At 42.9% G+C, this 22,073-nt stretch carries 20 protein-coding genes; 14 read left to right on the top strand and 6 right to left on the bottom strand.

Translation table 11 applies throughout. The annotated features are described in order from the left end of the window. The first annotated feature begins 69 nt into the window (after positions 1-69). From tgt to A391_RS0103485, 8 genes are all read left to right on the top strand, one after another. Complete coding sequence (tgt, locus tag A391_RS0103520; protein WP_029143968.1) at positions 70-1,173, top strand: tRNA guanosine(34) transglycosylase Tgt; 1,104 nt, start codon at positions 70-72, stop codon at positions 1,171-1,173. Between the two features lie 107 nt (positions 1,174-1,280). After that, the gene (gene yajC, locus A391_RS0103515; protein ID WP_019897385.1) at positions 1,281-1,595 is read left to right on the top strand and encodes a preprotein translocase subunit YajC; all 315 of its coding nucleotides are present in this window, start codon (positions 1,281-1,283) and stop codon (positions 1,593-1,595) included. An 81-nt stretch (positions 1,596-1,676) separates the two neighbouring features. Then, positions 1,677-3,506: a protein translocase subunit SecD gene (secD, locus tag A391_RS0103510; protein WP_019897384.1), complete on the top strand. Its 1,830-nt coding sequence runs from the start codon at positions 1,677-1,679 to the stop codon at positions 3,504-3,506. Between the two features lie 47 nt (positions 3,507-3,553). Beyond that, positions 3,554-4,519 carry a protein translocase subunit SecF gene (gene secF / locus A391_RS0103505; RefSeq protein WP_019897383.1) on the top strand — a complete coding sequence of 322 codons (966 nt, stop codon included), beginning with the start codon at positions 3,554-3,556 and terminating at the stop codon, positions 4,517-4,519. A gap of 210 nt (positions 4,520-4,729) precedes the next feature. Further along, entirely contained in the window at positions 4,730-6,001 is a 1,272-nt protein-coding gene (locus A391_RS0103500; RefSeq protein ID WP_019897381.1) for an HlyC/CorC family transporter, read from the top strand. Positions 6,002-6,101: 100 nt separating this feature from the next. Further along, positions 6,102-6,413 (top strand): ATP-dependent Clp protease adapter ClpS, encoded by a 312-nt coding sequence (clpS, locus tag A391_RS0103495; protein ID WP_019897380.1) that lies wholly within the window; start codon positions 6,102-6,104, stop codon positions 6,411-6,413. A gap of 38 nt (positions 6,414-6,451) precedes the next feature. Then, positions 6,452-8,725 carry an ATP-dependent Clp protease ATP-binding subunit ClpA gene (gene clpA, locus A391_RS0103490; RefSeq protein ID WP_019897378.1) on the top strand — a complete coding sequence of 758 codons (2,274 nt, stop codon included), beginning with the start codon at positions 6,452-6,454 and terminating at the stop codon, positions 8,723-8,725. A 109-nt stretch (positions 8,726-8,834) separates the two neighbouring features. After that, positions 8,835-9,476: a trimeric intracellular cation channel family protein gene (locus A391_RS0103485; RefSeq protein ID WP_019897376.1), complete on the top strand. Its 642-nt coding sequence runs from the start codon at positions 8,835-8,837 to the stop codon at positions 9,474-9,476. A 42-nt stretch (positions 9,477-9,518) separates the two neighbouring features. Here the strand turns inward: A391_RS0103485 and A391_RS0103480 are convergent, their stop codons facing one another. Beyond that, positions 9,519-10,139 (bottom strand): glutathione S-transferase, encoded by a 621-nt coding sequence (locus A391_RS0103480; RefSeq protein ID WP_019897375.1) that lies wholly within the window; start codon positions 10,137-10,139, stop codon positions 9,519-9,521. 20 nt (positions 10,140-10,159) lie between these two features. Further along, a complete protein-coding gene (locus A391_RS0103475) occupies positions 10,160-11,176 on the bottom strand; it encodes a quinone-dependent dihydroorotate dehydrogenase (RefSeq protein WP_019897373.1) in 1,017 nt (338 codons plus the stop codon). Between the two features lie 414 nt (positions 11,177-11,590). On the opposite strand from A391_RS0103475, the gene A391_RS0103470 reads away from it, so the two are divergent. After that, positions 11,591-12,484: a DUF3644 domain-containing protein gene (locus tag A391_RS0103470; RefSeq protein WP_019897372.1), complete on the top strand. Its 894-nt coding sequence runs from the start codon at positions 11,591-11,593 to the stop codon at positions 12,482-12,484. A 38-nt stretch (positions 12,485-12,522) separates the two neighbouring features. On the opposite strand, the gene A391_RS0103465 is transcribed toward A391_RS0103470, so the two are convergent. Continuing rightward, positions 12,523-14,655 (bottom strand): molybdopterin-containing oxidoreductase family protein, encoded by a 2,133-nt coding sequence (locus tag A391_RS0103465; RefSeq protein ID WP_029143967.1) that lies wholly within the window; start codon positions 14,653-14,655, stop codon positions 12,523-12,525. Positions 14,656-14,806: 151 nt separating this feature from the next. On the opposite strand from A391_RS0103465, the gene A391_RS0103460 reads away from it, so the two are divergent. The 4 genes from A391_RS0103460 (at position 14,807) to A391_RS0103445 (ending at position 17,774) form a co-directional block, all read left to right on the top strand. Beyond that, complete coding sequence (locus A391_RS0103460; RefSeq protein WP_019897370.1) at positions 14,807-16,000, top strand: cupin domain-containing protein; 1,194 nt, start codon at positions 14,807-14,809, stop codon at positions 15,998-16,000. Between the two features lie 16 nt (positions 16,001-16,016). Further along, positions 16,017-16,514, top strand: a complete 498-nt coding sequence (locus A391_RS0103455; RefSeq protein ID WP_019897369.1) for a hypothetical protein — start codon at positions 16,017-16,019, stop codon at positions 16,512-16,514. A gap of 24 nt (positions 16,515-16,538) precedes the next feature. Continuing rightward, complete coding sequence (locus tag A391_RS0103450) at positions 16,539-17,366, top strand: NolW domain-containing protein (protein WP_019897367.1); 828 nt, start codon at positions 16,539-16,541, stop codon at positions 17,364-17,366. Positions 17,367-17,552: 186 nt separating this feature from the next. After that, positions 17,553-17,774, top strand: a complete 222-nt coding sequence (locus tag A391_RS0103445) for a hypothetical protein (protein WP_019897365.1) — start codon at positions 17,553-17,555, stop codon at positions 17,772-17,774. Positions 17,775-17,893: 119 nt separating this feature from the next. On the opposite strand, the gene A391_RS0103440 is transcribed toward A391_RS0103445, so the two are convergent. From A391_RS0103440 to dapA, 3 genes are all read right to left on the bottom strand, one after another. Then, positions 17,894-18,667 (bottom strand): MBL fold metallo-hydrolase, encoded by a 774-nt coding sequence (locus A391_RS0103440; protein ID WP_019897363.1) that lies wholly within the window; start codon positions 18,665-18,667, stop codon positions 17,894-17,896. Positions 18,668-18,824: 157 nt separating this feature from the next. Beyond that, complete coding sequence (gene bamC, locus A391_RS0103435; RefSeq protein ID WP_019897362.1) at positions 18,825-20,120, bottom strand: outer membrane protein assembly factor BamC; 1,296 nt, start codon at positions 20,118-20,120, stop codon at positions 18,825-18,827. A 30-nt stretch (positions 20,121-20,150) separates the two neighbouring features. Then, entirely contained in the window at positions 20,151-21,026 is an 876-nt protein-coding gene (dapA, locus tag A391_RS0103430) for a 4-hydroxy-tetrahydrodipicolinate synthase (RefSeq protein ID WP_019897360.1), read from the bottom strand. Between the two features lie 432 nt (positions 21,027-21,458). Here dapA and rsxA point away from each other — a divergent pair, with 432 nt between their 5' ends. Then, on the top strand, positions 21,459-22,052 hold the full coding sequence (gene rsxA / locus A391_RS0103425) for an electron transport complex subunit RsxA (RefSeq protein ID WP_019897359.1): 594 nt from the start codon (positions 21,459-21,461) through the stop codon (positions 22,050-22,052). Positions 22,053-22,073 lie beyond the last annotated feature (21 nt).

Below are 22,073 nucleotides of genomic sequence, written 5' to 3'. Positions count from 1 at the left end.
CAAACTGGCTAGCCTACAAACTAAACATATTATGTTAGTATCGCGACATTCAAAACTTTTAGCACCACCATGCAATTTACCTTACACAAGCAAGATGGTCTCGCACGCCGAGGCACTTTAGAACTAGCGCACGGCAAAGTAGAAACGCCTGCGTTCATGCCAGTTGGCACCTACGGTACAGTTAAAGCGATGTCCCCGCTAGAGCTCACCGAAATCGATGCGCACATCGTTCTAGGGAATACTTTCCACCTATGGTTACGTCCAGGACTAGAAGTCATTGCGGCACATGGTGGGCTTCATAAATTCATGGGATGGGACAAACCGATACTCACAGACTCTGGTGGCTTTCAGGTTTGGAGTCTAGGCGATTTACGCAAGATTTCAGAAGAAGGCGTTAAGTTTCGCTCACCAATCAATGGCGATTCATGCTTTCTGACACCAGAAGAATCCATGAAGATTCAACGCGTACTCAATTCAGATATCGTCATGATTTTTGACGAATGTACCCCCTACCCTGCGACGCTTAAAGAAGCGGATATCTCTATGCAGCTTTCATTAAGATGGGCAAAACGAAGCAAACAAGCCCACGAGGGCAACCCCAATGCGTTGTTTGGCATCATACAAGGCGGCATGCATGAAGAGTTACGCGATATTTCACGTGAAGGTTTAGAGCAAATCGGATTTGATGGCTATGCAATTGGCGGCCTTTCAGTTGGCGAACCCAAAGAGGACATGCTACGCATTTTGGCGCATACTGCACCCAAAATGCCACAAGACAAGCCTCGTTATTTAATGGGCGTAGGTACACCTGAAGATTTAGTGGCAGCCGTCTCGCAAGGCGTTGACATGTTCGACTGCGTCATGCCTACACGTAACGCACGGAATGGCTGGCTGTTCACTCAGTATGGCGACGTTAAAATTAAAAATGCAAGTTATAAGAACGACACCAATCCGCTTGACGCGGATTGCGCATGCTACACCTGCCGCAACTTCACCCGATCCTATCTGCATCATCTACATAGAATTGGTGAAATTTTAGGTTCGCGACTAAATACAATACACAACCTGCACTACTACCAGCAACTCATGACTGGCATGCGCAAAGCAATTGAAGCAGGCACATTCGAAACATTCAAGCAAGAGTTTGCTACAAAACGCAGGAGTTTATCCTGATTTAATTGAGTCCATATTCGCACCATCTGCATTCACATACAGTATGTGCTAGAATTAAAGGCTGATTTTTAGATTATTTTAAGTTTATTTTTTAAGAGAGTTATATCGTGTTTATTTCAAATGCTTATGCTGCAACAGCACCTGCCACAGACTTCACTAGCTTCTTGCCATTAATCGTGATTTTTCTGCTGTTCTTCTTCATGATTATTCGCCCTCAAATGAAACAAGCTAAAGAGCAACGCAACATGATTGCCGCTTTGCAAAAAGGTGATGAAGTCGTTACTTCTGGCGGTATTGTTGGGAAAATCACTAAAGTCACCGACGCTTTTGTCACTGTTGAAATTGCACCGAATACTGAAATTACCGTTCAAAAGCATGCGATTCAAAGTGCATTGCCAAAAGGTACGATTAAAAGTATTTAATTCAAAGTATCTATCTACAAATTTATTAAACACTTTGCAATTGCTACAAAGCAATTGCAAACCGTTGACTAGAGTCTGACTATGAACCGCTACCCGCTGTGGAAAAACATTTTTGTTGTCTTCATGATTCTGATGGGGCTAATTTACACCATTCCAAATATGTTTGGGGAGTCACCTGCTATTCAAGTCACCCCTGCAAAAAGCACAAGTAAAGTTGACCCTGCTTTACTAGCGCAAGTAGAACAGATTCTTCAACAAGAAAAAATCGCATACGACGGCATTTACTTGGATGCACGTGGCGTCAAGGCTCGCTTTGCAAATACCGACACGCAAATCAAGGCCAAAGATGTATTACAGGCAAACTTAAGTAGTGACTACACAGTAGCGCTAAACCTGTTATCTCGCTCACCAGAATGGTTACGTAGTATTGGCGCAAAACCAATGTACTTAGGCTTAGATTTACGCGGTGGCGTGCACTTTCTTCTACAAGTCGACATGAAAGCAGCTTTAGACAAAGCTGCTGAGCGTTTTGTAGGTGACTTTAGAACAGCTTTACGTAAAGAGCGCGTTTCATATGCAGGCGTGACGCGTGAAGGACAAACCGTACAGATTCGTTTTACTAGCGCTTCTGAACTTACTAAAGCAAAGAAAATTATTAGCAATCAATATCCAGACCTCACGCTTAAAGACAGTGTTGACGGCGATAACATGGTGTTGAGTGCCTCATTGAATGCTGTTGAACAAAAACGCATTCAGGAGTTTGCACTAAAGCAAAATATTCAAACATTGCATAATCGTATTAACGAGCTAGGTGTTGCCGAACCGATTATCCAACAGCAAGGTGCAGACCGCGTAGTGGTTCAACTACCTGGCGTGCAAGATACAGCGAAAGCGAAAGAGATTTTAGGTCGCACGGCTACGCTTGAAATCCGTCTAGTTGATGAAGAAAAATCTGATGCCATGACTTTGGAAAAAGCAGCACAAGGTCAAGCGCCAATGGGTACTGACGCATTTAAAGACCGCGAAGGCGGCACCATCTTAGTGAAGAAGAACGTGGTACTCACAGGTGACTACATCACCGATGCAGGCCCTGGCGTGAATAATCAAACTGGACAATCTGTCGTTAATGTCACGCTCGATGCTCGCGGTGCGCGCGTGTTCCAACAAGTAACACGTGAGAACGTGGGCAAACGCATGGCCATTTTACTGATTGAAAAAGGCAACACCGAAGTAGTCACCGCACCAGTGATTAATGAAGAAATCGGTGGCGGTCGCGTACAAATTTCAGGCATGGCGAACACTCAAGAAGCTACCGACATTTCACTTCTATTACGCGCTGGTGCGCTAGCCGCACCTATGGATATTATTGAAGAGCGTACTGTTGGCCCTAGTATGGGTGAAGAAAACATCAAGCGCGGTATGCACTCTACACTGTGGGGCTTTGCAGCGATTGCTGTGTTCATGATTATTTACTATGTAGCATTTGGTGGAATTTCAGTATTGGCACTAGGCATCAACTTACTGTTATTGGTTGCCGTATTGTCGATGTTGCAAGCAACGCTCACTTTGCCTGGCTTAGCTGCAGTAGCGCTAACCTTAGGGATGGCGATTGATGCTAACGTACTGATTAACGAACGTATCAGGGAAGAACTACGCAGCGGCAATACACCTCAGGCTTCAATCCATATTGGTTATGATCGCGCCTGGGATACGATTCTAGACTCTAACGTGACCACAATGATTGCAGGTATTGCACTGTTCCTATTTGGCTCAGGCCCTGTTAAAGGCTTTGCTGTCGTGCATGTGCTTGGGATTCTGACTTCGATGTTCAGTGCGGTGGTCGTTTCTCGCGCAATTGTTAACTGGATCTACGGTAGCCGTCGTAAAACAACTCACCTTTCAATTGGTTAAGCGCTCCAGTTAACTAGCGCCCTCAGTCAAAAAATAGAGCAGATACTATGGAATTTTTTAGAGTAAAAAAAGACATCCCGTTCATGAGCTATGGCCGCCTAACGACGGCCATCTCCATGATCACATTCATTCTTGCCATCGTTTTTTTGGCAACTAGAGGTTTGAATTTTGGTGTGGACTTCACTGGCGGCACCATGATTGAAGTGAACTACCCTCATGCGGCTGACCTCAATAAGATTCGTACAACAATTGACGGTATCGGTTTAAAAGACGCCACAGTACAAAACTTTGGTACTAGTCGTGATGTATTGATTCGCTTACCGGTAAGAGCAGGCCTCACCGGCGCACAACTTTCTGACAAAGTGCTAGGCTCTTTGAAAGCAGTAGATAGCTCAGTACAGATGAGCCGTATTGAGTTTGTCGGCCCACAAGTCGGTGCTGAACTATATGAAAAAGGCTCACTAGCTTTACTCTTAGTAATCGCTGGTATCATGATTTATCTAGCCATGCGCTTTGAGTGGCGCTTTGCTGTTGCGGCCATTATCGCAAACATGCATGATGTGATTATCATCTTAGGTTTCTTTGCATTCTTCCAATGGGAATTCAACTTGACCGTGCTAGCCGCTGTACTCGCAGTATTGGGTTACTCTGTTAACGAGTCTGTGGTGGTGTTTGACCGAGTCCGTGAGAACTTCCGCAAAATGCGTAAAGCAGGTGTAACGCAAGTGATTGATAACGCGATTACACGCACCATGTCTCGTACCGTGATTACACACTTCTCAACGCAACTCATGGTGTTATCGATGTTATTGTTTGGTGGTGAGGTACTACATAACTTTGCACTAGCACTTACCATTGGTATTTTATTTGGCATTTACTCTTCAGTACTGGTGGCTTGCCCGATTGCCATGTGGTTAGGTATTAGCCGCGCCAACTTAATGAGTGATGTTGAAAAGAAAGAGGGCGAGAAAAAAGAAGCTGTTGCTGAACCAGACCCATCAGAGTTTGCTTAAGTAACACTCAGCCGCTACAGCGACTTAATATTGATTGAATTAAGATGCTGTAGCGGATTTAATCACCTACCCTACCATTCAAAACAACAAGATACTGATGCTGCTACATCACTCATCAAGCAGAGATGAAGTAACTGAAAATTACAGCACTTGCTTCTAATACCCCATCACGTATACACTACATCTTCGTAGTAACCATCAAATAATACTTTGAACAACATACCTATTTCTTGGCAGCTTGGCGCGCTTGCCGTTCTGCTTTTAATTTCTGGATTTTTCTCACTGGCTGAAACCAGCCTGATGTCTGTCAATCGCTATCGTTTAAAACATTTGGCAAATCAAGGACATCGTGGCGCAAGGCTCGCAACATTTTTGTTGCTTAAAACTGACAAACTTTTGGGTGTCATTTTGCTTTGTAACAACTTTGCCAACGCAGCATCGGCCACCTTAGTCACCATTATCGTCGTAGAGTTGTTTGGTGAGGGTGAGTGGACATTGATGTTTGGCACGATGACGGTGACATTTGCGATTTTAGTCTTCAGTGAAATATCTCCTAAAGTGATTGCAGCTGCATACCCAGAAAAACTTGCTTTCTTTTGCAGCTATATTTTGTATCCTCTGCTTAAAGCACTCTACCCTATCGTATGGTTTGTTAATTTATTCGTTGTTGGCTTATTGCGTGTACTCAGAGTAAAAGTTAACTTCGATGCTCCAACTCAGTCACTTACCATGGATGAACTGCGTAGCATAGTCACAGATGCTGGCCACTTTATGCCCAAGAAGCATCGCACAATTTTATTAAATTTATTTGAGCTAGAAAAAATTACGGTAGATGATGTCATGACAGCTCACACCATGATTGAAAGCATTAACTTTGACGCATCGATCGATGATATTTTAAATCACATCACAAACACACAGCACACACGCTTACCAGTGCGACAAGGCGAGTCTGAAGAAATCATTGGTATTTTGCAAGTACGTAAAGTCATCAACCAGTTACGCGAGCATCATCAACGAGATGATTTTGATAAGGCAGCTTTACTCGAGGTGATAGATGACTCTTATTTCGTACCATCAGGCACGCCTCTATTTACGCAAATTCAACAGTTCCAAGAAAATCACGAACGTATTGCGCTAGTCGTTGATGAATATGGTGAACTAAAAGGCTTGGTCACATTGGAAGACATTTTAGAAGAAGTAATTGGCGACTTTAGTACACAGTTACCTTCACGTCGCAGTGGCTATCATCAAGAAGAAGACGGTAGTTGGCTAGCTGATGGCACCAGCACATTACGCGACCTCAATAAAAAATTAAATCTTGATTTACCTTTAGATGGGCCACGTACACTTAATGGTTTGATTCTTGAACATTTTGAAGACATTCCTGAGCCTAATACTAGCTTTAAAATTGGCGCTCACCGACTCGAAATACTGCAAACTCAAGATAGAATTGTAAAAAGCGTCAAAATATTCCCTTAGTCTCTGCAATTGATTATTGCAACTACGTAGTACGATCACATCAAGATACATCAAATTACACTTGAATTTTTTACAGTTTGGCTCAAAATAGATTCATACTATGGCAAATAAACCGCACGAAAGTAACACAGCACTTAAGCCTGAAGTTGCAAAACCAAAATTGCCCCCCATGTTTAAAGTGCTACTTTTAAATGACGACTACACACCAATGGAGTTCGTTGTTGAGGTCATTGAGCATTTTTTTAACAAAAGCCGTGAACAAGCAACGCAAATTATGCTCAAAGTACATACTGAGGGCGCTGGTGTATGTGGTGTATATCCACAGGACATCGCAGAAACAAAGATGAATCAAGTTGTTAGCCATGCAAGAAAATCGCAACATCCATTACAGTGCATCATTGAAATGGCATAAATGTAAGAGAGATACATAAAAGAAAGTTAGGTACCGAGATGATAGCGCAGGAATTAGAAGTTAGTTTGCACATGGCGTTTATGGACGCAAGACAAAAGCGTCACGAGCTCATCACGGTTGAGCATTTGCTACTCGCAATGATTGATAACCCAACCGCGGCAGAGGTTTTGCGCGCATGCGGGGCAAAATTAGAAACATTACGCACCGAATTAAATCAATACATTGAAGAACATACCCCGACTGTTATTGGACAAGATGATGTTGATACACAACCTACGCTAGGCTTTCAACGTGTGATACAGCGTGCCATGTTGCATGTACAGTCATCTGGCAAAAAAGAGGTGACAGGCGCCAATGTGCTAGTCGCTATCTTTGGTGAAAAAGATTCACATGCCGTGTTTTTTCTGCATCAACAAGGTATAACACGTCTAGACATCGTTAACTTTATTTCTCATGGCGTTTCAAAAGTAGGTGAGACAGCTAAGCCAGAAGGTGGTGAGCAAGAAGCTGAAGCTGAGGCCGCACCAAATGGGGCGCTGGAGAACTACACTCTCAACTTGAACTTACAAGTGGCAGCAGGCAAGATTGACCCACTCATTGGTCGCGCATCTGAGCTAGAGCGTGTCGTACAGACATTATGTCGTCGTCGTAAAAACAATCCACTACTTGTAGGTGAAGCTGGTGTTGGTAAAACTGCGATTGCAGAAGGTTTAGCTCGCCGTATTGTAGAAAAAGATATCCCAGACGTACTCGCCAATGCAGTGGTGTACTCACTTGATATGGGCGCATTGCTGGCTGGGACAAAATATCGTGGTGACTTTGAACAACGTCTTAAAGCAGTGATGAAACAATTAGAAGAGAAGCCTGAGGCTATTCTATTTATTGATGAAATTCATACATTGATTGGCGCGGGTTCCGCTAGTGGTGGCACATTGGATGCAAGTAATTTACTGAAGCCTGCATTATCTAATGGCTCTCTCAAATGCATAGGTGCAACCACCTATCAAGAGTATCGCGGTATTTTTGAAAAAGACCACGCGCTATCTCGTCGTTTCCAAAAAGTGGATGTGGTTGAGCCTAGTGTTGCCGAGACCATCGAGATTCTTAAAGGGCTGAAATCACGCTTTGAATCTCATCATAGCGTGAAATACACGGCTGCCGCGTTAACCACTGCTGCTGAATTATCAGCCAAATACATCAACGACCGTCACTTACCAGACAAAGCAATTGATGTGATTGATGAAGCTGGTGCTGCGCAACGCATTTTGCCAAAATCTAAACAGAAAAAAGTGATTGGCAATAAAGAAATTGAAGACATTATTGCCAAAATTGCGCGTATTCCGCCAAAAAATATTTCTTCTGATGATCGTAACGCACTTAAAACCCTAGAGCGCGACTTAAAAGCCGTGGTATTTGGTCAAGATAAAGCCATCGAGGCGCTGTCTTCTGCCGTTAAAATGGCACGTAGTGGCTTAGGTCAAAACAACAAACCGATTGGTAGCTTCTTATTTAGTGGCCCTACTGGTGTAGGTAAAACCGAGGTCGCAAAACAACTGGCTTACATTATGGGCATTGAGCTGATTCGCTTTGATATGAGTGAATACATGGAGCGCCATGCGGTATCACGCTTGATTGGTGCGCCTCCTGGCTATGTAGGCTTTGAGCAAGGCGGCCTAATGACAGAGGCGATTACCAAACATCCATATTGCGTGTTGTTGCTGGATGAAATTGAGAAAGCACACCCAGATATATTCAATATATTATTGCAGGTGATGGATCACGGTACGTTGACAGATAATAATGGCCGCAAAGCAGATTTTAGAAACGTCACGATTATCATGACCACTAATGCTGGTGCTGAAGGTCTGTCTAAATCCAACATGGGCTTTACGACAGCGAAACAAGCTGGAGATGAACAAGCGGATATCAAACGTTTATTCTCACCAGAATTCCGAAACAGACTGGATGCGACCGTTTCGTTCACCGCGTTGTCGCAAGACATTATTATCCGTGTTGTTGATAAGTTCTTGATTCAGCTTGAAGATCAATTGCATGAGAAAAAAGTTGAGGCAACATTCAGCGATGCATTGAAAGCGTACCTCGGCAGAAAAGGTTTTGACCCACTTATGGGTGCGCGCCCAATGGCTAGATTGATTCAAGATACCATTCGGAAAGCACTTGCTGACGAGTTGCTGTTTGGCAAACTGTCCAATGGCGGTAGTGTACATGTTGATATTAATGATAAAGATGAAGTTACGCTTGTATTTGAAGAAAACAATCAAAACGAAGCTAAGGATTTAGCAACAACTTAATCTGATAAGCGACGCGACGACAAGCTGTTTCGTGAATCATATAAAACGATACAGCTTGTTTTACATTAAGCATACGGATGTGACCACTTGTTATGAAGGCATTTGATCTATGATTGATGTCAACGCATTTACACTACAAGTGGTGATTGAAATTTCTGCTACATCTGCTTTTGCACTTTCTGGTCTTATTGCAGGTGCTAGAAAAAAACTAGATGCCTTTGGTGTATTTGTCGTAACAGGTGTATCCGCGTTCGGCGGTGGCACGTTGCGAGATGTACTACTTGATCGACGTCCATTCTTCTGGGTGGAGCATGCCAACTGGATATGGCTGATGCTACTCATCTGCATGTTGGCAATGCTATTTATGCGTAATAAGCATATTCAACTCACAGAGCGTGCTATTCTTATCCCTGACGCACTTGGCTTAGGCCTATACGCGGCACTAGGCACCCAAATCGCCTTACAGCAACAACTCCCTGTGATTGTCTGTACATTGATGGGTGTGCTGACTGCGGTGTTTGGCGGTGTGCTGAGAGACATCTTTTGCAACGAAATCCCCAAAGCATTCAGCGATTATCAACCATACGCAGTCATTGCATTCCTAGGTGGCTTGTTAGTATTGTTACTTAACCAATTTAACCTTGCACCTTGGATTTGTATCTTTATTCCAGCAGCACTCATGACGTTACTGCGGATATTAGCGATTTACTTCGAGTGGCGTCTGCCCGGCTGGAAAATTGAATCTAATTAATATACTTAGTGCTAATTAATGAGTCGTATGATGGATTGCGAACTAATTAGGAGCATCAGAATATACTGGGTATTTGCCCATAATACTGTTAAACAACTCAGATTCAACCAGTAAGCTCAGCCAAGCTTTCAGCCTGACATAAGGTGTAGATGCAAACCAATCAGCATCCACCGCAGAGAACTGACGAATAAAGGGAAAAATTGCAATATCGGCTAAACTAACTTGCTCACCCATCAAAAAGTTTGTTTGAGTCAGTCGCTGTTCCAGTTTAGCCAAAAAAGCCTCACCTTGTGACCGATAATCTTCCATCGATTGCTCAGGAAACCGAATCGCATATTTATAACGGTCTAAAGCTTGTTTAAAACTTGTATCGTTCTCTGTAATGAGTTGCTGCGTTTGTTCACTGTCGGCTAATAACCATCCGTCAATATCACGTTGCTGTAAAGCCCAGTGCATAATGTCTAGGCTTTGCTCAAGCACAGCGCCACCTAGCAACACTAGCACGGGCACTGTAGCTTTAGGTGATACCGCTAATAAGTGTGCAGGCTTATCTCGTAATGATATCTCACGTATTTCTATTGCAATACCAGCGTACATCAACGCCATGCGGGCGCGCATGGCATAGGGGCAACGTCGATAAGAATATAAAATAGGCAATGTCATACTAATCAAAAGCTAGATGACTAACCAAGCGCCTGTGCTGCATCACGAATTAACTGTGGCCCTTTGTAGATTAATCCGCTATATAACTGCACTAAGCTAGCGCCAGCCGCAATTTTTTCTATCGCATCAGTGCCGCTCAAAATACCGCCCACACCGATAATGGGTAAAGCGCCTTGCAGACGCTGCGATAATTGCTGAATCACTACCGTCGATTTATCTCGCACTGGCGCACCAGACAAACCACCTGTTTCCGCAGCATTTGGTAGCCCTTGCACAGCCTCACGAGACAGTGTTGTATTGGTTGCAATGACCGCATCAATTTTATGCGCCATCAACAAATCTGCAATTTCATTCACTTGCTCAAGCTCTAAATCCGGTGCAATTTTCAAAGCAATCGGCACATAGCGGCCAAACTGCTCGGCCAATTTCAACTGCTCTGCTTTTAATGTAGCAAGCAAATCTGACAACGCCTCTTTTTCTTGCAAAGCCCGCAAGTTTTTAGTGTTAGGTGAGGAGATATTGACAGTGATATAACTCGCATACGCATAGACTTTACGCATGCAAATCAAATAATCATCCACTGCTTTTTCATTGGGCGTATCAAAGTTTTTACCGATATTAATGCCAAGCACACCTTTATATTTAGCCGCTTTAACGTTTTCTATCAGGTTATCTACACCCAAGTTATTAAAACCGAAGCGATTCACAATGCCTTGCGCTTTTTCCACGCGGAATAAACGTGGCTTAGGGTTACCTGGTTGTGGCCTAGGCGTCACCGTGCCAACCTCAATAAAGCCGAAGCCTAATGCCGCCATCCCATCAATCACCGCAGCATTTTTATCTAACCCTGCCGCCAAACCAACCGCATTAGGAAACGTAATCCCCATCACCGTGCGAGGCTGACAAATAGGCGGAGATGCACACAACTTTAAAACCCCAAACCGCTCAGCAGTTTTTAAGCTTTTTAAAGTAAAGTCGTGAACAGATTCAGCATCAAACTGAAATAACAAAGGACGTGCGAGAGAGTAAATATTCATAACGTGATTTTACTGCATTACCTGCTATCTCCAAAGTTCATCAAAGCCACTGGATTGCTGCGTGTGCGGGAATGACGGAATTGTAGTATTGATAAATAAAATAAGCAGCGCTTAAACCACACTGATTTTGACGTTACCCTCTTGCTACCGCGCCGAGTATCACATACTTAACAGGAGTTTTAGGCAAGCGGCTGTTTGAGCCAATAATTTTTATTGGCGAGTTTCCGCTTACCCCTGTTAAGTATGTGATACGAGGGAACAAGCGGTAGAGGGTAGCCTTTTCTTTGGTTTCTTTCTTTTGGCTAAGCAAAAGAAAGAAACTCGCTAGTCGCGCGAGAGCGACAGCACTCATCATTGGCAACTATAACAATTAAAATAAGATACACTAACTACTTAAATATTTTGGTTTTTAATATGGCTGATTTACGCGCATATGTTGCAAATTGCCTTATGGCTGGACATACCATTACACACCATTTCGACACCTCTTGGTCACGAAACATTGTCGAATTCAAATGTGCAGAAAAAACTTTCATATTTACTCAACATGACTATATCGTTAAAAACCAGCAAAATAAATTTATAGGCACTTTTGCAGAGACCTCAGAAGTACTAGTAAAAGATGTTTCTGCCAATGAGGTAAATACAACGCTTGAAGAGCTAGATAGAATTTGTTGGTTATTATCATTTGCAGGCATTTCGCGAGTAGTGCGTTATGGACATGATTACCCAGATGGCTCAAATTGTGGCGCTAGAAATGCAGCGATTGGAACTGCTGAATATTTCAGAACTTCGATAGAAATTAAAGATGGAGAAACTATTAAATTCTTCATTGAGCAAACTTACCCAAGTTATGTAACTCTTGAGAAAACAAGAAACCTAAACGTAGTTTTTGACTACTTGACCCAAGCAGAGCGTTGCAACCAGCCTACGGAATTAAGACTAATAATTGCCTTTACAATCCTAGAAAATTTAAAGGCAACATTCGCTCGGTGTAAGTCGATAGATTACGTAGGCGGTAGATTTATAAAACCACTAAAGCCAGGTAAGAAGGTGGAAACATATAGTTTTAAGGAATTGTTACACATGATGTTTCAAGATATTGGTATGGAAAATAACTTAGAAGAAATTATTAAATTAAGAAACGATATAATTCACTCTGGCGTTTCGGATAAATCAGCAGACGCTCAGTTTGTCATGTATGCGAAAATTCACGATATCATCCGTGAATATGTTCTTAGATTACTTCATTACCATGGCAACTATTTAATTTACTCTTCAGGTAGCAATACAACAGCCTCTTTATAGCTATTGTATTGCTTGTAGCTACTTAAAATCAAAACCGACTAGGCCAACACCACTTCCACCAAATTATCACTAAACGTAGTCGAGTGGCCCATATCCCCAAACTCTGCCGAACTAATACAATTCACCGTCCCATTATTCAACTGCCGCCAATAACCAAGTGTAGCCACCACAATCCCTGCATTCACATCATCAGATATTCTCGCCAGTCCCTCAAACGCACCACGGTCATTAAACACCTTCACTACGTCGCCTTCTTTAATCTTACGTGCGGCAGCATCTAGCTGATTAATCATCACAAACTGCTCGCCCTGACCCTTAATTTTTTCTGTCACATTGGCATAGCATGAGTTTAAAAATCCATGGCTCTTCGGTGAAATAATATTCAAAGGGTATTTAGCTGCGAGCTCAGGATTCGTTGCTGGCGTTTCACGAGATGGTACGTAATCTGGCAAGCTATCTAAATCTTCACCCGGTTGAAAACCATCATACATTTGGCGGAAAGGTCCTGCGACAAAGTTTTTTGCCCCCTCCACCAAGAAGTGGCATTTGCCTGTAGGGGTAGGAAACTCACCTTTGGCATGACGTGCGCGTGTATCTTTATCACCAAAAGCTTTTAATCGGGCAAAACCATGCTGGCGTAAATAATCTAAATCGATACCATCACAGGTAGGTGAGTTCCAATCCACATAATTCTCTAAGCACTGGGTATCATTCCACTGGAAATTATCATCGGTGTAGCCCATTCGTTTGGCTAGCTGTCTAAAAATCTCGTTATTCGGAATCGCCTCACCTGGTGGGTCTATACATTTTTCATTGTAGGTCAGGTACAGATGCCCCCATGAGAGCACCATGTCTTCCATCTCCGCTCCCATTGCAGCTGGCAGTAGAATATCTGCATACGCGGCGGTGTCAGACATAAAATGCTCAGCGACGACTAAGAACAGGTCTTCACGCTCAAGACCTTTGACTATTTTGTCGGTCTCAGGCGCTTGTGTAAGCGGATTAGTATTCCATACCATCATTGATTTAATCGGTGTTTTAAGGTCTAACTCACCTGTGAGTGCGCGTCCTAGTTGCAGGTTATTCACCACGGGCGTTCCTTCAGGAATTAAATCTGGGCGTGAGATCACGTCAAATTTATAAGGATGCTCCCATACTGGAAACTGTAATGCTCCGCCACCGACATGACGCCATGCACCAATAAGCGCAGGCAAACTTGTCACAGCACGAATCGCTTGGCTACCACCGTAACTTCGTTCTAGCGCAACGCCTAGACGGATTGCTGCTGGCGGTGTTGTCGCGTATTCGCGTGCAAATTTTCGAATATCGTCCGCTGAAATGCCTGTAATTTCCGCCGCCCACTCTGGCGTTCTAGTTTTAGCACGCTCAGCCAACTCTTTGTAGCCTACAGTGTACTGATCAACATAATCTTGGTCGACTAAACCCTCACTAATAATCACATTCATCATGGCCATGGCTAACGCACCATCCGTACCTGGTTTAGGTGCAACGTGCCAATCGGCTTCTTTGGCAGTTTTAGATGCGTAAGAATCCACTACCACAACTTTAGCACCTCGCTTTTGTGCCTCATGAATGATGTGCCAGTGGTGTAAGTTAGTACTCACTGAGTTGCACGCCCATATCACAATGTACTTAGCGTGTGCGAAACTTTCTGGGTCAACCCCTGCTGTAGGCCCTACCGTTAGCAACCAAGCTGTACAAGAACCTTCACCACAGAACGTACGCTCACACACCGTTGCACCCATGCGGTTAAAAAATGCATCGCCGCCATTTAGCCCATGCACTAACCCTTGGTTACCTAAATAACTATTTGGCATAATGGCATGCGGACCATCCGTATCTATAATCGCTTTCCACTTGCTCGTAATCTCATCTAGCGCCTCATCCCACGTGATACGCTTAAATTGCTTGCTGCCTTTTGGGCCAGACCGCTTTAGCGGATAAAGTAAACGGTCTGGGTGGTAGTGACGCTTTTCATAATCTTTTAATTTCACACACAACCCACCGCGCGTCATCGGATGAGATTTATTACCAGTCACTGAAATTAGCTTTTTATCTTTAACCGTGTACACCATTGAGCAGGTGTCTGGGCAATCATGCGGGCATCCACCATGAAATGTTTGAACAGAAGAGTCAGCAGGAGCGTTCATCATTAATAATCCTTAAAAATAATATAGCGATGATTCGAGATACTAGATTGCAACAGATTGGTTTATTTTTACATTTTTTTACTAATATATACTCACCTGTATAGTAATGCAATGGCATAATTATCGACTGAGTTATTAATTAAAACCGCACATGAACAATCACAACTTACCCCTACAAATACTCGGCGGCATCACAGCGACTGAGTTTTTAACGCACTACTGGCATAAAAAACCTTTACTGATTAAAAATGCAATTCCAAACTTTAAAGGTCTATTAAGCCCGGAAGAGCTCGCGGGATTAGCATGCGAAGAAGAAGTACAATCACGCATCGTGGAAGAAATCAAAGGAAAATGGCACGCAACACATGGTCCTTTTGATGAAGATGACTTTGCAAACTTACCTGAAAAGCCAGACCCAAAGCACCGCTGGACATTGCTAGTACAGAGTGTGAACCATCACTTACCTGAAGGTGCTGAACTGCTAGGGCAGTTCAACTTTATTCCACATGCGCGACTAGATGACCTCATGGTGAGTTACGCGCCAGATGGCGGTGGGGTAGGCCCACACTTTGATAGTTACGATGTCTTTTTGTTACAGGGTCAAGGTAAAAGGTTGTGGCGTATTAGTGAGCAAACCGATTTAAGTTTAGTAGAAGGTGCACCGCTACGCATTTTAAAAAACTTTGACACAGCGCAAGAATGGCTAGTTGAAGCGGGCGACCTACTTTACCTACCTCCGCACCTAGCGCACTGGGGAATTGCCGTATCTGATGGTAATACAGACTGCATGACCTATTCCATTGGCTTTCGTGCCCCTAAAGTGCAAGAACTAGCCACAGAGTTTCTTGGCTTTATGCAAGACACACTCAATAAAGAAGGCAATGCTTTACCTGGTATTTATCTGGATGCTGACCTGACCCTACAAGCGCACCCTGCTGAAATCAGCAGCAGCATGATTAGCAAGGTGACTAATATATTAAAAACCATTCAATGGTCAGAGCAAGAAGTCGCAGCCTTTTTAGGAACCTATTTATCAGAACCCAAAGCAGATGTTATTTTTAATCCTAATAAAAAAATGTCTTTACCAAAGTTTAATGAAAACCTGATGCGCTACGGCATTAGCTTAGACTTAAAAAGCCAAATGCTATTTACTGACCATTGTTTTTATTTGAATGGCGAATCTATGAGCGTTTCGGCCAAATGGACGCCATTACTAAAAACATTAGCTGATTACCGAAAAATAGCTGTAGAAGATATTGCGCAATTTGGTGAGATTGAGTCATCACTCATTGCACAATTGCATGATTGGTATATCGCGGGTTACCTTTACTTTAATAAAACATAACGCCTACTACTGAGCCATGGACGAGAATCAAACACTGACGCCTAATCAAATCATCATCGGGGAGCATTTGTATAATGAAGCGATTAGACTCATGATACAAAGCGCTGAGCATGAGTTATTAATTTTTGACCAAAACTTAGCGCACGGTGACTTTTCTAGCATCGCCACCTATGAATTATTGCAACAATTCTTAAGTCAACATATCGCAAGTCATTTATCAATTATTTTACAAGATACTACTCACCTACATCATAAATGCCCGCGAATTCTTAGCCTACTTAAAACCTTTGGTCACAAAATGACTGTGCATGTAACGAATCAGTCTGCAAAACATGCTAAAGACTGCTTTATTTTAGCTGATGGCAAACACTACATTAAGCGCATACATATTGATCAAGCACGCTTTAAATACGCTTATGATGATGTGACCACGGTTAAAGCTTTAAAAACAAGATTCGATGAGTTAAAAGAAGCGATTGAAGACGTCGTGAGTATTACACCATTAGGTTTATGAAGTAATTTCGCAAGGACATCCATCATGATATCGAAATTTACCCTCAAACATGTTTTCACGCTGATTTTGCTCTGTATTTCACTCATGAGTTACGCAGCATCAGAGTTCAAAATATTCGAGCTACACCATCGCTTCGCTGAAGCGATCCTACCCAACATTCAAGCTATTGTAGGGAACAATGGCACGACTTCTGCCATACAAAACCAACTCATCGTCCGTACTGATAGCAAAACAATGGCAGATGTTGAACAAGCAATCGCGATACTCGACAGCGTGCGTGAGAATTTTAAAATTAGAGTTAAGCGTCAAAATAATATGATAGAGACCTCTAACAATACTTCTGTCAAAGGACGCACCCGCATCGGTAACGCAACAATAGTAACGGGTAATGATTCCAGGCATGGAAGAGATGGCGTTAATATAAACTTAGCAAACAATCAAACCCGATCACAACAGAGTAGTGAACAGTTTATTCAAGTCGCAGATGGCGCACCTGCCTATATCAGCATTGGTGAGTCTGTGCCATATACGAGCGAATGGGTGTTACTTACTCAACGTTATGCGGTTAAGCAAACCAATACTGAGTTTATAGAGATAGGCACAGGATTCACAGTACGAGCACGCAGTATTGGTAGACAAGTCGAGCTTGATATTACACCTACCTTTTCGAAACTTAAACAGTATGGAATATTAGAGTTCGAGCAGCTAACATCCACTGTGACGGTGGAACGTAATGAATGGGTCAACATAGGCGGCATCATGCAAGAAAAGGATGAAATAAGCCGAACAATATTAAGCAGTACAAATGGACGCTCATACGAAAATAATCAAATTTTTATTCGTGTTGAATAAGCATTTTTTATAAACATTAACAAAAGCAGGAACTTTTTTACTATATTTAAGGTTAATCTTTGAAATGTAGTGTTTTTTTTTTTAATTCCTGCTAGAATTTGCGCCACTCGATATAGCTAATTAGTCAATTTTTGAGTAGTATCGAAAACAGTTTTTTAACCAGTTAAACTCTTAAGGAAATTTAAAATGACACGTTCTATTTTATTAGCTGCATTGTTAGCTCTTGCTGTTACTGCTTGTGGTGAAAAAGCTGCTGAAGAAGCTCCTGCTGTTGAAGCACCAGCTGTTGAAGCTCCTGCTGAAGCTGCACCAGCTGCTGAAGCTGCTCCAGTTGAAGCTGCTCCTGCTGCTGAAGCTGCACCTGCTGAAGCACCAGCTGCTGAAGCTGCTCCTGCTGCTGCACAATAATTTATTGTTAACTCAATAAAGTATTAAAAATGGCCGACGCAAGTCGGCTTTTTTTTGCCTGTTATCGATAGAATTTCAAGAGCAGCGTCAACGCCAGACTGCAAACGCTTTAATAAAACCTAACTAATTTGGCGCCAATCAAACCCCAGCATCTGATCTGCCACACCAATCCAATCCAGTTCACACCCTGAAACGTTAGCCAAAGCAGACTTAGCCAAGAATGGCGTATTATTTTTTGCACTTAAATGCGCTGCTATCAGGTGTTGTAATTTAGATCGATCTAACTTAGCGAGTAACTCTGCAGCAGCAGCATTCTCCAAATGCCCCCACTCACCTCCTACACGCCTCTTTAAAGAGGCGGCATAAGGCCCGTTACGCAACATAGTGCCATCATGATTGCATTCTAGTACCAGCGCATCACAAGCACTAAGTTGCTGCTCAATATGCAAAGTTGTACGCCCTACGTCGGTTAATACACCTAGGCGATGATGACCATCACCAAATACGAATTGCACAGGCTCACGCGCGTCGTGCGGTACCGGGTATGGTTGCACCTCAACATCCGCCACACCAAACGCAGTATGACTATCAATCACATGAAGTTGCAGGTTATGTTGATTAGGAAAATAACGCTCAGCCATCTTGAGCGTGCCATAGGTTAGCCAAACGGGGAGATTATGTTTTGCAGCAAACTTGAATGCGCCACCTGCGTGGTCATCATGCTCATGTGTCAGCACAATACCTGTAAGACCCTCGGGGCATAAATTCAAGCGCGCTAGGCGGCTCGTTGCTTCTTTAATGCTAAATCCACAATCCAGCATTAGCCGCGTATCGTTCACTTCAACGATTAGCGCGTTGCCAGCGCTACCACTACCGAGCGAAGCAAAACGCATTTTTAGACTTTCTTAAATAAACTCGGGCATGCATTAATCTAATGAATGCCCAAGAACAACAAAATACAGAAAAGTGAGGGATAAGCACAGAATTGCACAATCACAACTTTCCTTGTACCTATTTAGCAGAAAGGCGGCCTAAGCCGCCTATTCTTACTTATCGCAATTGCTCGTACATCAAGGCGATAATTCTATTTGCTGTTGTCGTTCGGACGCGCGCACCATCTTTGTCGACAACCGTCACCACAGCACCAGACTCACCATCGCTCACTTTAATACGATATTGACGATCTGGATTGGTTTTCTGCTTATCATCGCTACCCCAGAACTTCAAGCTATCAACAATGCTCTTATCTTCTTTTTTAGCAGCTGACTCTGGCTCTTTGGAATCATCGTCACCCCAGAATTTAAGCGTTTCAAATAAACCCTTCTGTTTCTTAGGGGTATCATCGATATCAACATCTGCATATCGAACAAAGAACAGACCATTTGAGCGATCTCTATCCTCAATCACGAAACCAACGCGATCCAATGCCAAGCCTACGCGACGCCATGCACGATCAAACTGATCAGTGAGCAATAGTCTTGCGCTACCATCAGACTCTTTAACCACTTCCGCGTGTTTAATCGTTGCGGCATCAGCTAGAATCGTTTGGGATTTTTGCTCTTCCACGCCTAGCTTCACCATTAAGCGACGTAATAGTTCAGCGTCCAACTCCGCATCAAATGCATCACCTCTAGGGTTACTCGCTGCTTCTGCTTTGTAGCCTGTTTCAATCTCACCTAACTGTGTTCTGATACGATTTTTTCCATCGTCAGGCGCACCAACTACTGAACGATGCGTCATAAAAATCTCTGTCGTACCTGTATTGCCACCATGCTCTAATCGGGTACGGAATTTTTTCTTATCTGCGAAGCCTGATAGTTTATCTAACCATTTATCAAACTTATCGAGTGTACCAATCTTGTCATCTTTTTTAATCGCCTCAGAATCAATCCACTCGGTTTCCATCACGCCGATTTGTGGGTTTTCTACACGAACAGCAAAGCCCATCTCTGTCCAGAAATCACGAATAACCGGCCATATTTTTTCTGCTGGTGCATTCACCACCAACCAGCGCTGCGTACCCGACTTTTCCATACGCACACCATCTGGCGACTGCAATATTTTTTCAACGCCGGCTTCTTGACCTTCTTGCGCCTGGCTGTAACTTGAATAGCTTGCGCTTCCAGGAACGGCATAAGCATCGCTTACTGGACTTGCAGTTAAATCTGGAGGCACTTCTAAGGGGCGTGAACGACCTGCACCTTTATAATCAGAAGTTGTATCTATAAAAGGGATAGAGTCACAAGCACTTAAACTTACCATTAAAAATAAAGGCAACACTACAGACTTTGCTTTACTCACCATACTTAGACGATAAGCGCCTGAGCTAAAATTAACTTGTTTCATTCAAACCTCGTTTTAAAACGCTATTGTTCGTTATAAAATTTGTGCAGACTCACATGCCTGACGCAAAACTTCATGATATTGAGTTGATAAAGTGACCATAGGCAATCGAATACCAGTTTTAATCATACCCATCTCGGACAAGACCCATTTAACCGGGATTGGGTTAGCCTCAACAAATAATTTTTGATGTAGCCCAAAGAGTTTCGCATTAATTTCACGGGCAACTTTTACGTCGCCAGCTAATGCGGATACGCACATTTGGTGCATTAATTTAGGGGCTACATTTGCTGTTACTGAAATCACACCGTGCCCGCCCAACAACATCAAAGACAATGCCGTTGCGTCATCGCCACTGTAGATAGCAAACTCTTTGGGTGCACGTAAAAGCAAATCTGTTCCGCGCTCTATACCACCAGTAGCATCTTTGATGCCAACAATATTGGCATGTGTCGCCAAACGCAACACTGTGTCATTGCTGATGTCACAGCCAGTACGGCCAGGTACGTTGTAGAGAATTTGCGGGATATTGACAGCATCTGCGACAGCTTTAAAGTGCTGGTATAAACCCTCTTGTGTAGGCTTATTGTAGTAAGGCGCAACAAGAAGGCATGCATCTGCGCCTAACTCTTTTGCCTTTTGTGTCAGCACGATGGCCTCTTTTGTTGAATTAGCGCCAGTACCTGCGATGACAGGCACCCTGCCATTCACCTGTGTGACGGCTGTTTGTATCAGCAAACAGTGCTCGTCAAAATCTACAGTAGGAGACTCCCCCGTAGTACCAACGATCACAATACCATCTGTCCCTTGATCAATATGATAATCAATCAGTGCTTTTAAAGATGGGATATCTAAACGCCCGTCTTCAAACATGGGCGAAACAATAGCAACTAAACTGCCTTGCAACATAGGAAATCTACCTGATTCATAATGTTATATTTTAACCTGAATGTTCTAGAATTTTCTTTATTTATTAAGCACAATTTTGATTTACTAATGAATTTAAAGAAACATTTGCCCACTGCCATTTCAACTTAAAGTTAAAACACGTTAATTTCAAAACATTACCAACGCACAAATAAGCAGGGTACGCATCAAACCACCTTACAAACTCACCTCAAGACACTATATTAAATCCGTGACATTCTGATTAAAAGAATACTCATGACTTCAAGATATTATCTCGTTACCAACAGCGCTTAATGACTCACAAAACTTGAAGTTAAAACTAATTGCACCATTTACACGTCCAACCGCTAGCAAGTGAGGCTTTAACTGTTTGCCAGAGTAACAAACACGGTATAATCTCAGGAATTATCGTTGAAAACCCATATTTAGAATATGTCTTTTGATTTTCATCACTACATTATGATTTTGATTGGCACCGTGTTTGTAAATAACATCGTGTTGGTGAAAATTCTTGGCCTATGTCCATTCATGGGGGTATCTAAGAAATTAGAAGCCTCTATCGGCATGGCAGGAGCTACTGCATTTGTTCTTAGCATTGGCTCAATGACCAGTTGGGGCATCAACTATTACTTACTAGAGCCAAATGGTTTGTTCTACTTAAGAACGCTCTCTTTTATTGTGATTATTGCTGGAGTAGTGCAGTTTACAGAAATGGTCATGGAGAAAAACTTCCCTGCGCTTTATCAGGGCTTAGGTATTTTTCTACCGCTTATCACAACCAACTGCGCCGTGCTTGGCATCCCGTTACTTAATGCACAGGCAAGCCATAGCTTTTTAGAGTCTTTGTTTTTTGGCCTAGGCGGTGCACTGGGTTTTTCATTAGTGCTTATTTTATTTGCCTCTATGCGTGAGCGTTTAGAAGGGGCAGACGTACCCGCTGCATTCAAAGGCTCAGCAATCGGAATGATTACGGCGGCCCTCATGAGTTTGGCCTTTATGGGCTTTATGGGGCTAGACAAATACTAACCCTTTCAAACAATAAGAGAT

The organism is Methylotenera mobilis 13 (assembly GCF_000384255.1).
GTDB lineage: Bacteria > Pseudomonadota > Gammaproteobacteria > Burkholderiales > Methylophilaceae > Methylotenera > Methylotenera mobilis_B.
This window is presented reverse-complemented; position numbering and strand designations above follow the sequence as displayed.